Source organism: Nocardia carnea NBRC 14403, from assembly GCF_000308515.1.
In the GTDB taxonomy this organism is placed as follows: domain Bacteria; phylum Actinomycetota; class Actinomycetes; order Mycobacteriales; family Mycobacteriaceae; genus Nocardia; species Nocardia carnea.
The window spans coordinates 30,080-43,204 of record NZ_BAFV01000126.1 but is presented as its reverse complement, the minus strand read 5'-3'; the positions used below and the strand labels follow the sequence as shown (position 1 = coordinate 43,204).

The window sequence follows — 13,125 nt, the reverse complement described above, 5'->3', positions numbered from 1 at the left end:
AGTCACGGGTTGCCTCCGAGGTCGTGGGACAACGCCGCGAACCAGTCGGCGACCTGTTGTGTTTGCCCCCCCGTCGCGTAGCCGGCGTGGCTGGCGACGAGATTGATGTAGCGGCCCAGCACGGCCGGATCGAGCAAACCGGCGTTGTCGGCGAAGTTCTGCGCAATCGCCGCACCCAGCTGCCCGAGCACACGAGGCAGCTGCCCGAAGGGATCGCCGGTAATGGCCGCGACGATCTGGCCCTCCTTCACCGCTGCGGCGTGGATATCCTGCGGTCCCGGATCCGGCACGCGAGGATCCGCGGCAGCAGCGATCCGCTGCGACGCGCTGCGGGCTGGCACATAATTCACCTGACCGCCATGAATCTGGAAATCCTCAAGAATGATCGTGGAGCGGGCTTGCCCGAGCGTGGTGGTGAGAACTCCGAGTAGCGAGTTGAGCGCGGCGATCGGGTCACGCAAGTCAGCCTGAGCCGCGATCGCGGCGGCCAAGTGCAGCGCGGCCGCATTTCCGGGTGCGTCACAAGCCAAGTCGCCGGGCAAGCAGAACTCAGCGACCCGGCCACTCAACGCCCCGAAATCGATTCCAGTGTCGGCGATACCACCGCTCGCAGGCACCGGACCGAGCCGAATCTGCCCGACCGCCGCTCCCGAGGTACCCGGTGCCGGACTCGGCGCGATCTGGCCTGCCCGCCCGGGAACGGACCCGCTGCCGGCACGGCGAACAGGGTTGCTGATCAGCGCAACACCCGCGATACGGTCGGCCGACACCGGGCCATATCCAGAACCGACCGCCTCAGCGAAACTACTGACCACCGCGGCACCGCCGCTGAAACCCGCGACCGCGAGATCCGAGTGCGGGCACTGAGTGGCCGCCGACGCGGCCATCTGATCCAGATTGACCCGGCCCGCTGCCACGGAATCGGCAAACGGCGTCACCCCGGAACCGGTGAGCGGCGCACCGCCGAAACTGGCCGGATACGGGACATAAGCACGCTCGATCGACACGCCCGTAGCGAGCATAGGAACGAAAACATGCGCCAGCATCCCGCTATCGGTAAAAGCGTCGGCAGTAGGTGAGGACTCCGAAGTCCCCTGAACGCCCAAAACCACCAAACCAGGGCACCCACCGCGAATCGGATCCGGCACCCCGGCGTGAGCGGTAGCGGCCGAAATTGGGAACAACCCAGCCGCTGCGACTGCGCAGACAGCACCCCGCCACCCCAACCGACGGAAATTCCTGCGCAAACGACAACCCTGCATGATTTGAACTGATCCTCACTGAGCCAGAACTCCGACAAACGGAGCGCAAGAACGAAATGGAAGTTTCTGGCAGAGGCGTCATGGCCCCCCGAGAAAATGCTTCAGTTGCTGCGAGAACTCGGCAAAAAGAGCCCCGCAGCAACCGAAGCAACTACCCGCCCCTGCGTCAGGGCAGGAGGGACACGACAAGCGGAATGGCTGCGTAGACGAAATTCAGAACCGCCGATGCGAGGTTCGCGCCAGTGATAATGATGCCTACCGGATCCATAACATTCACTTCCCTTCCATAAAGGTGCCCGATGTCGCGCACCGACTCGAATGTGGGCAGCGGAGAAGTACGCGAACTAGCTGCTTAACAACGCCCCACCCTCGGCAACCCGACGAAGAAGAATACGGATCCTCCCTGTAAGGCGCACCGATGAATACGCCGTTCAGGAACCAAATTTTCGGTGCAGATCCCCTCATTCTCACTTTGGTTGCCCAGATCCAGAATCGCCCTCGGAGGACGAATCGGAACTGCGTATAACATTCGTCGAGCGGACGCGTAGTGTCAACGAATCGGACTCCCACGATCACTGAGGATATGCACGGAAAGTCGCATCATGAGTCGGATTTTGCCCAGAAAATCCCCGCGCTTAATGAGAATTTTCGGCACACCTCCCATCCACACTGCGAAGGCGACTTCTGTATTCACAACGCCATGGGGCATTCCCAGTCATTGGGCCAAGTCGTCGCATCGGGACCACCCGGCGCCAATGAGGGGCCGCAGGCACCTCCTGGTGACGCCAGGCGGCCCGCCTCAGCGATCGTCGCGTGCGGTCGGTCGTCGGGGCGGAATCGTCAGGCGACCGGGCGGAATAGCACACTGAAGTGCCGATCACAAGACCGTTTGCGAGAAACCATTCCCAAAAGATATGGGAAATAAGGGAGTTGACTTGCGACTAGGGTTGAACCGCAAACGGACCTGGTTCCCTATGGCTCCATGAGCGCGGGGTTGCAAACTACCGGCACCGTGAAAGTCGGGTTTCGCGGCCTCTGGTTGGGACCCGATGAGCCAGTCTCAGGAGGGAGGAAATGCCCGTGTCGCCAGCGTATCCAGCACACCTGTCGGCGTCGGCGGTGCTTATGCGCGGCGGGTGCTTGTACGAACACGCCGCCGCCGGCGGTGTTGCGGCCACCGTGGGAACCACGGAATCGGGATGTGCACCAGCAAAGTGCCCGGCGTTTGCCGATTCTCGCCGAGTGAAGGTGTTGAGTCGATGTGGTCGTACATTTTCTGCAGTCGGATGCGCATACCCGGTGAACCCATCTCGGCCGACGGGGCGATCCGCCGCTGACAGTCCCGGTGGAATGACGCGGCTCCGTGCATGGAAAGAGCCTGGTGTGAGCAGTCCATTCGTTGCCTGGCGAACATTTTCGCTTGGCTGCGCGTACCTGGTACGGCGTGTCGATGTGGCGGACGTACCAGGTACGTGGTTGACTTCACGCATGGCTCAACCCCACCTTGGCGACCGGGTGCAGATTCGCTACCGAGCACCGAAGGTCATCGTCGATGCTTTGATGTTGTCCCAGGCTGTGAAGGACGGAATACCGTTCAGCCAGGTGGTTTCCGGCCTTCTCGCAGAACTGACCGGCTACCCGCAAGTGGGTTCTCCGATGATCCTGTTCGAGATTCCACATCCCACAGCCTTCCGTCCAGATCCGGATCCGGCTGCGACGTCGTGGCTGAAATGTAGGGTGCCAACCCAAGTCCATAATCGTCTGACCGCGATGGCCCGCGAGGAAAACATTCCTGCAGGACCTGGCCAGCAGGCGAGAAACAGGATGATCACTAGGCTTTTGGCACGGCGGCTCGGTTACATGATCGATTCGAGTCAAGGCGGATGCGCTTCGCCGCGAGAGCGTCTGCTTCTAACTGGGCGCCACGACGTGAAGAGGGCTCTTGCCGAGGCCTCGTAGCTTGCCCAATCACGATCCAGCGATCGCAACCGACCCAGGAGGTAGACCTATCTGAAGGTCTGAACGTGTGACCCGGACACCCCGGGTAGCTGACAACTCAACACATGGACGGCAATGGGCCTAAGACAGATAGAGGGCCCCCCGACCGAGCAAGTCGAGGGGCCCTATTTGTCGATGTAGGTCGATGAGTGTGGAGCTCATCTCCCATCGCTGTCCCGCAATTGATAGGACAGCCGTTAAATGCCACGTCCCATAATACTGCACACCCAAAAATGGGTCCAGTAAGCTCGGAGGCTACTGGGCACGTTTCACACCTTTTCGCTGGTCAGGGCGGCAGCGTTTCCGCAGCTAGCCCCGACAATGAGCTAAAACTCACACTCGACGTATCGATTCGGTCACGATCGACCTGCGGTCCTGGGAGTTCCGCTTCTGTTGCGGACACGCAGGTCTGGGCGGAGCTCGCTCCCCGGATTGCCGCTCGAGCGTCGATGAGGCTCATCGACCCGGAAACCAATAAGGCGAGCCGGGCGCGTAGGTTATCGAAACGTCCACCGTCGCGACCGGCAGCTGTGCCGATCTTCGACAAGAGCCGCCGCACCGACAAACTGGTCTTCGACTTCGACACCAAGGCCCACGGCCCAGAGTCCGCCGAGCGTGACGTCGCACGTCTGTGTGCTTGGCTCGACGAGTGCGGTGGGCGATGGATCTCAGACCGTAACCCCAGCAATGGTGGTCGGCATGTGATCACGCCCCTGGCCAGTGGGGAAGCGTTCCGACGGGTCAACATCGAGCCCTTGCTCCGCCTGCTTGCGGCACGCCTTCCCACGCTCGACCTTGCACCGATGCTCAACGCCGCGACCGGCGGGATAACACCTCCTGGCTCCGCCACGCGCCAAGGCTCGCACCGTCAGCTCGACGGTGCGATCGAAGACGCCGTGGCCGTGTTCGAGAAGCGATCGGAGCCGCGGCTGGTCGCGCGCATGCGAGCGCTGCTCGGCGACACGCTTCCTCACCGGCCACTGGCCTCAGACACAGGTGAGGCCGCAGCGCATATCGCGCCCGTGCCTTCGGCGCCCGAGTTCTGGGAGCGTGAAGCGGCTCAGGCACGACTACGACCGCACTGGCAGCTTTCGTCAGCGATGCCGGCGGCTCCCAGCTCGTTCGCGGTTACCGGTGTCCTCCCGGCCGACGGGCGCTACCAAAGCCCTTCGGAAGCACGGCAGGCAGTACTTACGGCCAGCGCATTACGCGGGCTGTGTCTCGGCGACGTCCAGGCACGAATGAAAGGGACCGGGGCCAACGCATGGCCCGGTCTCAACGACTCGTACCAAGCCAAATACGGCAACAGGGCCAGCGATCGGCTCGCCCAAGACTGGGCCAACGCGTGTCGCTGGGTCTCACTGCATATACAGGTATTGCGGTCCCCCGGACACAAGACCACTAGAAGGCACACGCCCCCCCGTAGGGAACTCGGTCAAAAAAACCGCGCACATGTCGTCGATGTATACGATCGGTGGCTCGCATCCGCTATCGAGTGGATTCAGATGACTTGGCCTGGACAGCCATACCGTTGGACTGTGTCTGCTGTCTTGCAAGCACTTGCTTACGGGGCCAAATGCCAGGGCGTAGTAGGTAACGACGGGACTCCCCTCGTTGATGTCGGAGTCCGAGGGTTGAGTCTATTTGCTGGGCTGATGCCGGTCACCACCATTGCTGACGTGCTCGCCCACATCCGGGATCTGCCGGGGTCTCCTATCCACCGGATTCGGCGAGCGGCCGGTGTTCTGGCGGATCAGTACAGCCTCATTCCCGCGCGCCGCTATGACGACATGGAGGTTGCAGTAGCAGCAGTACACATCGAACGATTTCGTGTCGCTCCCATCCACGACGCATGGCGTGTCCTGGGCCTGAGCAAGCGCCTAATCTACGACCTCGTGGCCTACGGGGGGCTGTCGCGACCCGCGGATATCTTTGCCGCAGCCCACATCGGCACCCGCGCCGGCTACGACGCGCTGGCCGCGCTCAAACAGGCCGGGCTCCTTCGAGGCGGCCGCGGTGAGGTGGCGCTGGGTGACACCACACTCGACGACATCGCACACCACCACGGCCTGCATTTCGAGCGCGCCGAACGCGTCGCCCACTACAGGATCGAACGACGAGATTGGCGACGCTGGCTGGACATCCGATACGGGCTCCTACCCGATCCTGTTGACCCCCGCGCGAGCCCGGTCCTCTCAGCACCCTGGGACGTCGACATCGAACTGAACGAAGCCATCTGGGCAGCTCAGCTCGCCACCGGACCACCACAGCCCTCCACGCCACTGCCCCCCGACCTTGACCTCGACGACAGCCGCGAAGACGACCTCCTCGCACTGGCCTTACTCCAGGACGAACTCGGAGCCGTGGCAATCACGTGACTCGACCACCGAGGCTTTCACATACACGGCTGCGTGAACTACGTGTCGCCGTTCGCTGAGTACGGTCCGGGACCGGTCAGTACACCGGGTAGGACGGTGTTTTGCCCGCGAGGACTTCTCCGAATTGCTCGGCGACGGTGTCAATGCGTGGAGGCTGAGGGCGTGAATGTCGCGCAGGATGGCCATCAAGGGGTCGCCCTCGCGGCGGGCGCTGGCGCCGGAGGCTTTCTCGATGATGTCGCAGGCATCCCGACCGCAGGCCCGGCCGAGTGGGCGCAGATTATCGGCACGATGGGCTGCGCGTAATAGTGGGGCAGAACGCCGGAACCGACGTTCTTGCCTTCCAGGATGTTCTGGAACGAGATCACGTGGTCGGCGGGCACGAATACGTCGGTGAGTGACAGTGCGTTGGATCCGGTGCCGATGAGTCCGGTGAGGTCCCAGGCGCCGGCGAGCTGGAAGTCCGATCGCGGGATGAGCGCGGCGATCGGCGGGCCGCCGTCCTCGGGGTTCGCGGGGACAAAGATCCAGCCGGCGTGGTGTTGTCCGGAGCAGAACGGCCAGGTTCCGGTCAGGCGGTAGCCGCCGGGGACGCTGGTTGCGGTGCCGGTCACGGAGAACACTCCCGCCGAGTAGGGGGTGTCGCTGTCGAGGAACCGGTCGAAGACGTGCGGGCCGAATTGGTGGACCATATAGGGCATGGCGATATAGATCGCGGTGACCCACGCGGTCGAGCCGTCGAGCTCGCCGAGGGCCTTGAGTACCTGCACCTGCTGCGTTACCGAGAGTTGCGCGCCTCCTTGACTGTGCGGCCAGCTGATCCGGGTGATGCCGCGTGCATGCAATTCGGCGATGACGTGGTCCGGTGCTCTGCGCAGAGCGACTGATTCCGAGACCGCGCCGCTGATCAGATCGGCCATTTCGGTGACTGAGTGCAGCGGATCCACGCCGGTGACGGTGGCCTGGTCAGTGATCGTGTTCGTCATCGTTTTCCCTGCTTTCTGAAGGCTCGTGCTGCGGGGCGTCGGCGGGCGACCGGCCATGCGAGTGCCCGGCCCCCGGGGCCGGGGCGGAGTCGGTCCAGGTGATTTGCCAGTGGGCGGTGAGGGTGGAGGCCAGGTCGGGGAGGCGGTTGACCAGCCGTCCCCGAGCCAGGATCTCGGGAAACGGGGTTCGCAGGACTGAGGCGGCGTAGTGCGGTTGTCGTTCCATCTCTTCGTGCCGGGGGATCAGGTCGGCGGCGATGTAGTTCCAGCGCCCGATGCGATCGGCCCAATTGAAGTCCGGTAGCGGCATCCGCAGCGCCAGCATTCGCCCGCCGAGGCGGGTGGTGAGGGTGGTGGGAGCAAATACCCCTGGTGGGCGGACACCGGGAATGATCGGGCGGCCGACGACTGTGGAGGCGTAGGTCATGACACGGCCCAGACCGTCGCGGCCGGCGGCGGTGGCGTCCCATTGGTCGGCGATGATCTGGTTTTGCTCCCGGTCGGCCATCCGCACCAAGGCGTCCGCGAGTCCGGGCATGCGGCCCGAGGCGATACCGTGCCACGCTGTGCGGGCACTGTCGTCGATCAGCCCCGCCCGATACATCTCCTCGATCCCCGACATGCCCGCCAGGCGGTAGGCCTCGTGCTGGGTCACCAGGTCGGTGAAGATATGTTTTTGCATGATCGAGAGACGTTTCTGGTACCACTCGAGGTCCGCGGAGGTCAGATTTGCTGCGCGGCGCAGGGTGAGGCGAATGTCGGCAGGAATGCTGAACGGCCCAGGTGACCGGACCACTCTGCCGACAGCGTCGAGGGCATCGAGCGCGCATCGGATCAGCGGGCGGCCGACAACGGTGCCGAGGCCACCGATATCGGCCCAGCCCCCCGCGAACGGGGCGCCGGCGAGACCGGCCATGCCAATCCACCAATAGTGCGGATTCTCTCGCGCCAGGCGCAGGTAGTTCACGTACACCTGGTCGAACGTGTAGGCATTGGCGGCGGGCCCGCGGTGTGGATCCCAGGTCGCCAGGTCGATGTCGGCGTTGCGGGTGGCGATCACCAGCCAGTAGTGATGCAACAGCGCCGAGTACCGGTGCGGCGCGACCCCGGCGGCGGCCGCGTCGTCGAGGGCGTCGCGCAGCGGCGAGAGGGTCAAGGGGAGATCAGGGTGGATTCCTCCGGCCATCGATCCGTCTGCGCCCGGGTTGGGCAGATCGAGGTAGGCGGCGAATCGCTCGGAAGGCCGACGCCGGCGCCGTTTCCGGACACGATGGGTCCACCGGTGCGCGGTCGGCGCGGCCGTGTCGGTTCCGGTGCCACTGGTCTGCGGCACCGGAACTGGCGACGGCACCGGCGTTGCCTGCTGCCCGGACAGCGCTCGCGTCAGTCCATGGCCGGATCGTCGTCCGGAACCGTTCGGTGCACTCCGGTTTCCCGGTGCGTTCCCGCCCAGTGGAGCTGTCACGGCATACCTTGGGGCGTTTTGGATTCGGTGTCGCGGTCGGCCAGTTTCATTGCTTCTTCGAGGAGCGCGTCGACGATCTGGCTCTCCGGGACGGTCCGTACGACTTCGCCCCGGACGAAGATCTGGCCTTTGCCGTTTCCGGAGCTGACGCCGATATCGGCCGCGCTGGCCTCCCCCGGTCCGTTCACCACGCAGCCCATTACGGCGACGCGCAGCGGGGACGGGAACCCGTCGAATGCTGCTTGCACGCGCTCGGCGAGGGTGTAGACATCGACTTGGGAGCGGCCGCAGCTCGGGCAGGAGACGATTTCGAGGTGGCGTTCACGCAAGCCGAGGCCGGTCAGGATCTGGGTCCCGACTTTGACTTCCTCCACCGGTGGCGCCGACAGCGATACCCGGATGGTGTCGCCGATGCCTTCGGCGAGCAGCACCCCGAACGCCACCGCGGATTTGGTGGTGCCCTGTAGGAGCGGTCCGGCCTCGGTGACTCCCAGGTGCAGCGGGTAGTCGCAGCGCGTGGCCAGCAGGCGGTAAGTATCGATCACGACCCCTGGATCGTGGTGTTTGACCGAAAGCTTCAAGTCACTGAATCCGTGCTCTTCGAAAAGGCTGGCCTCCCATAGCGCCGACTCGACGAGTGCTTCGGGCGTGGCACGGCCGTGCTTGGCCATGATCCGCTGGTCGAGGGACCCGGCGTTGACGCCGATCCGGATCGGGATTCCGGCCGCGCCGGCCGCGCGCGCGACCTCTTTTACGCGTCCGTCGAATTCCTTGATGTTTCCCGGGTTCACCCGCACCGCAGCGCATCCGGCGTCGATGGCGGCGAAGATATAGCGTGGCTGAAAATGGATATCGGCGATCACCGGGATCGGTGACTTGGCTGCGATCGCGGTCAACGCGTCCGCGTCTTTCTGCCGCGGGCAGGCGACGCGCACGATATCGCAGCCCGCAGCTGTCAGCTGCGCGATCTGCTGCAGCGTCGCATCCACATCATGAGTCTTGGTGGTCGTCATCGACTGTACTGATATCGGAGCATTGCCTCCGACCAGCACCGCGCGTGAATCATGGCCCACTCGCAGCTGGCGGCACTGTCGCCGCGGCCGCACCGTCGATGACAGGATTGTCGGGATGGGGAGATCGGTCGGTCGTGTGGTGGTCATGCGCATGGTGAGCCCCCAGGAGACAGCGCGGGCTCCGGCAGGCCGGTTCGGTCCTGCCGGATCAGCAGCGCCTGCGCAGCGGCCGCGATACCGGCGCCGGTCAGGCCATAGTGGGCGAGCAATTGTGAGCGTGTGCCCTGTGGAAGGAACGCGTTCGGAACTCCGAGTGCCCGCACCATGATCGAGTGCAGGTCCCGCTCGGAGATCGCGCTGGCAAGGCGTGAACCGATGCCGCCGTTACGCACACCGTCTTCGACACACACCACCGCACGGTGATGCCCGGCCAGCATTGTCAACGCCGGATTTATTGGCAGGACCCACCGGGGGTCGGCCACGGTCACCGCGACACCCTCGGCGGTGAGCTGGGTCGCCGCGTCCACACATGCATCGGCCATCGCGCCGATAGCCACGAGCAGAACATCTGGGTGGTCGCGCCGTTGTGGGCTGCGGTAGAGGATGTCGATACCGCCGATTCGGGTCTCTGCCGCAATATCTTTTCCGGCAGTGGATTTGGGGAACCGCAGGGCGGAAGGCGTGGTCAAGGTGACGGCTTCGGTCAAAAGCTCCCGTACCCGAGCAGGATCGCGTGGGCAGGCCACCTGCATCCCCGGTACACAGCCCAGCAACGCGAGGTCGTAGATCCCGTGGTGGCTGGGGCCGTCCGGGCCGGTGATCCCTGCACGGTCGAAGACCAGCGTGACCGGCAGTTGATGTAACCCGATGTCATATAGCGCCTGGTCCACGGCTCGTCCGAAGAACGTCGCGTACAGAGCTGCCACGGGATGCAAGCCCGCAGCCGCCATACCCGCGGCCGAGGCCAGCAAGTGCTGTTCGGCGATCCCGGAGTCGAACACCCGCTGCGGATGGGCCCGCGACATCGTGCCCAGCCCGGTCGGCAACCGCATCGCCGCTGTTGCGGCCACCACTCCGGGCAGGGAATCGGCTACCTCCGCCAGCGCGGCCTCGAACACATCGGTCCACGTCGGCGCACTCGGGCTGCGCGGCCGCCCGGTGGAGGCGTCGACCACACCACAGGCATGCATCCGGTCCGGAGACTGAGCTGCCGGCGGGTACCCACGGCCCTTCTCGGTCTCCACATGCACCACCACAGGAGTCCCGAGCGCGGCCGCGCGCCGCAACGCCTGCTCGGTGGCGGCGACGTCGTGGCCGTCGACCGGGCCGAGGTAGCCGAACCCCAACGTGGCGAACAGATTGTCGTGGCCGTAGCCGCGCCGCAGCTGGGCCAGATGGGCGCCGAGCGCGCCGGCGGTCGGGTCGTAAGACAGGGTGTTGTCGTTGACAATGACGACAACGGGCAGGTCGGAGGACCCGAGGTTGTTCAGGCCCTCCCATGCGACACCGCCGGTGAGTGCGCCGTCACCGATGACGGCAACAACGCGGCGTGCGGTCTCGTCGCGCAGGGCCAAGGCCCTGGCCACACCATGTGCCCAGGCGATACTCACCGAAGCGTGAGAGTTTTCGACTTGGTCGTGCTTGGACTCGCTGCGGCTGGGATATCCGGACAGCCCGCCTGCGGTCCGCAGGGTGTCGAATTCTGCCCGGCGGCCGGTGACCAGTTTATGTGTGTACGCCTGGTGTCCGGTATCCCAAATCAGGACATCCTCCGGAGACCGGAAAACCCGGTGCACGGCCAGTGTCAGCTCGACCGTGCCCAAACTCGCCCCGAGGTGACCGCCAGTGGCGGTCACTGTCGTGATCAGCAGTTCGCGAATCTCGCAGGCCAGTGCCAGAGTCTGCTCGTCGTCGAGCGTGGCGAGATCCTGCGGGCCGCTCAGAGAGTCGAGAATCCCCGCGCGGTCAGTGGCTGTCGATGCTGTCATGACCGGCCGCCCTTGCGGGCAGGGCGGGGGCGAGGCAGGGTGAATCGCATGTTCTCCGTCGTGGTTTCGCGTTCGATCACTCGCACCGGGCCCCGTTCTCGGAGCGCGGCGACGACCTGTGTGACCAGGTCCGGCGGTGTGGAGGCGCCGGCAGTGATGCCGACTGTGGTGACACCGCGCAGCCACGCAGGCTCTAGGTCTGTCGGGCCGTCGATGCGGTATGCCGGGGTGTCGTGGCGGCGCGCCAATTCCACTAGGCGTTGAGAATTGCTGCTGTTGGCCGACCCGATCACCAGCAGAACCTGTGCTTCGGACACGACCGAGATAGCGGACTGTTGACGGTTGGTGGTGGCGTAGCAGATGTCGTCCGACGGCGGCTGTGCCAGCGTCGGGAAGCGCTCGCGTAGAGCATGGACCACTGCCGTGGTCTCATCGACCGCCAGGGTCGTCTGTGTAAGGACTGCGACCTCGGCGTCGGCAGCAAGCTCCAGTCCGGCGACGTCCTCGACGGTCTCGACAAGAACAGTGGAGTCCGGTGCAATACCCATCGTGCCCTCGGCTTCCTCATGACCGGCGTGGCCGATCAGCACGATCGTTTTGCCCTGCTCGGAGAAACGTCTCGCCTCGGCGTGGACCTTGCGCACTAATGGACAGGTTGCGTCGATCACCCGCAGCCCGCGTCGGTCGGCCTCGGTCGCCACTGCCGGTGACACACCGTGAGCGGAGAACACCACCGTCGCCTCGTGCGCGTCGTCGGGAATCGATGCGAGTTCATCGACGAAAATGACGCCCCGGGACGCGAGATCCTCCACCACCGTGCGGTTGTGCACGATCTGGCGGCGGACATACACCGGAGAGCCGCCTGCCTGCTCGAGTGCGCGCTCGACCGTCTCGATCGCCATCCGCACGCCAGCGCACCAACTCCGGGGTGACGCCAGCAAAACCGTCGTCTCGTCGGCCTCGGCGCCGCTGGCGACCAGCTCAGGGTTCATCGCACTTGCTCCCACCACCAGGCAATTTCGGGATACGGCGGTGGTGTGGGGTCGTCGGGATCCCACACAGTCGGGATGGCTGTGACGCTCACCTGCGGCGCCACGCTTTCGACGGTGTCCGCAGTAGGTAGGTCGTGGTAGCGGGCGGTGGTGGCGGCCCAGGCGATGCCCGCGGGGATCCAGCGCGGTAGCTCGAGGGCGTAGCGGGCCACCTCTGGGCGGTGATTGGTCAGCAACTGCTGCTGCAGCCTGTAGGCCAGCACCACGATCCTCTCGTAGAGCTCTACCGCGGCCACCGGATCCACCGTGGTGCCGCCGGGCCCGGCCAGCACGGTCAGCAGGTTGGTGACGGCGGTGCCGGCCGCGATTTCTTTGGCGGCGCTGGCCAGATCGTTGAGCAGGGCGCACGACATCATGACCGACTCGGTGAACGCGCGCACCGCCGGATCCTTGCGGTGGCGGGCAGTGAGTGCACCGATTCCGCAGGTCGAGCCTGTGAATGGTACGAGGGTGGCGACCCCGGATTTCGCCCACCGCATGCGGAGCCATTCCTCGACCCGGGGGGCTGCGGGACGCTGCTGCAACGCGGTGAACCAGAGTTGGCCGGTGAGCCACACGGCGTGTGCGTGGGTGAAGACCGCAAACTCGTCGTCGGTGAGCACAGCCTCGAGCTCGTGGCGTAGCGCGCGCAGGCTCGCGACCCACCGGTTTCCGCCTGGGCCGGCGGCGGCCGGCGCCGCGTCCATCACCCGGTGCAACTCCCCCACCTCTGCGGCCAACATCACCGGATCGGGGTGGGTGTCGCAATAGTCGTCGAACGCTGCCCCCCAATAGAAGTGGCGGGTCGCAGCGGCGATGGTCGATTCCGGCGCGTACGGCAACGCACGAGCGATCCCGTAGCCGCAACCCATCCGGACCGAGACGTCATTCGGCTCGAACAGCCGGTGCCGCAGGCACCAGTCGACCGCGTCTTCGTCGAGGGCCGCCACATCACCCGGATACGTACTGTCCGGAAACGGGCAGTACAGACCGATCTCTCGGGG

General features: G+C 65.1%; 9 protein-coding genes. 2 read left to right on the top strand and 7 right to left on the bottom strand.

Features of this window, described 5'->3' with window-relative positions; genetic code table 11:
* Positions 1–2: 2 nt before the first annotated feature.
* Complete coding sequence (locus tag ON22_RS33665) at positions 3–1,262, bottom strand: cutinase family protein (protein ID WP_081596035.1); 1,260 nt, start codon at positions 1,260–1,262, stop codon at positions 3–5.
* A gap of 1,383 nt (positions 1,263–2,645) precedes the next feature.
* On the opposite strand from ON22_RS33665, the gene ON22_RS37100 reads away from it, so the two are divergent.
* A complete protein-coding gene (locus ON22_RS37100) occupies positions 2,646–3,221 on the top strand; it encodes a hypothetical protein (RefSeq protein WP_156052445.1) in 576 nt (191 codons plus the stop codon).
* Positions 3,222–4,915: 1,694 nt separating this feature from the next.
* Positions 4,916–5,638 (top strand): hypothetical protein, encoded by a 723-nt coding sequence (locus tag ON22_RS37450; protein WP_051158423.1) that lies wholly within the window; start codon positions 4,916–4,918, stop codon positions 5,636–5,638.
* A 185-nt stretch (positions 5,639–5,823) separates the two neighbouring features.
* On the opposite strand, the gene ON22_RS33655 is transcribed toward ON22_RS37450, so the two are convergent.
* From ON22_RS33655 to ON22_RS33630, 6 genes are all read right to left on the bottom strand, one after another.
* A complete protein-coding gene (locus tag ON22_RS33655; protein ID WP_043740993.1) occupies positions 5,824–6,624 on the bottom strand; it encodes an acyl-CoA dehydrogenase family protein in 801 nt (266 codons plus the stop codon).
* Entirely contained in the window at positions 6,605–7,810 is a 1,206-nt protein-coding gene (locus ON22_RS33650) for a hypothetical protein (RefSeq protein WP_156052447.1), read from the bottom strand. Before ON22_RS33650 ends, ON22_RS33655 begins: the two co-directional genes overlap by 20 nt.
* A gap of 275 nt (positions 7,811–8,085) precedes the next feature.
* Positions 8,086–9,249: a flavodoxin-dependent (E)-4-hydroxy-3-methylbut-2-enyl-diphosphate synthase gene (gene ispG / locus ON22_RS33645; RefSeq protein WP_231508765.1), complete on the bottom strand. Its 1,164-nt coding sequence runs from the start codon at positions 9,247–9,249 to the stop codon at positions 8,086–8,088.
* Positions 9,246–11,090 carry a 1-deoxy-D-xylulose-5-phosphate synthase gene (locus tag ON22_RS33640; protein WP_033247164.1) on the bottom strand — a complete coding sequence of 615 codons (1,845 nt, stop codon included), beginning with the start codon at positions 11,088–11,090 and terminating at the stop codon, positions 9,246–9,248. Before ON22_RS33640 ends, ispG begins: the two co-directional genes overlap by 4 nt.
* On the bottom strand, positions 11,087–12,082 hold the full coding sequence (gene ispH / locus ON22_RS33635) for a 4-hydroxy-3-methylbut-2-enyl diphosphate reductase (RefSeq protein ID WP_033247165.1): 996 nt from the start codon (positions 12,080–12,082) through the stop codon (positions 11,087–11,089). Before ispH ends, ON22_RS33640 begins: the two co-directional genes overlap by 4 nt.
* Positions 12,079–13,071 carry a terpene synthase family protein gene (locus ON22_RS33630; protein WP_033247166.1) on the bottom strand — a complete coding sequence of 331 codons (993 nt, stop codon included), beginning with the start codon at positions 13,069–13,071 and terminating at the stop codon, positions 12,079–12,081. The genes ispH and ON22_RS33630 overlap by 4 nt, the downstream gene beginning before the upstream one ends.
* Between the last annotated feature and the right edge of the window lie 54 nt (positions 13,072–13,125).

Coding starts and splice junctions, on each gene's coding strand:
- ON22_RS33650 (WP_156052447.1), bottom strand. CDS start 7,810: ATGGCCGGAGGAATCCACCCTGATCTCCCCTTGACCCTCTCGCCGCTG.
- ON22_RS33665 (WP_081596035.1), bottom strand. CDS start 1,262: ATGCAGGGTTGTCGTTTGCGCAGGAATTTCCGTCGGTTGGGGTGGCGG.
- ON22_RS37450 (WP_051158423.1), top strand. CDS start 4,916: ATGCCGGTCACCACCATTGCTGACGTGCTCGCCCACATCCGGGATCTG.
- ispG (WP_231508765.1), bottom strand. CDS start 9,249: ATGACCACCACACGACCGACCGATCTCCCCATCCCGACAATCCTGTCA.
- ON22_RS33655 (WP_043740993.1), bottom strand. CDS start 6,624: ATGACGAACACGATCACTGACCAGGCCACCGTCACCGGCGTGGATCCG.
- ispH (WP_033247165.1), bottom strand. CDS start 12,082: ATGAACCCTGAGCTGGTCGCCAGCGGCGCCGAGGCCGACGAGACGACG.
- ON22_RS33640 (WP_033247164.1), bottom strand. CDS start 11,090: ATGACAGCATCGACAGCCACTGACCGCGCGGGGATTCTCGACTCTCTG.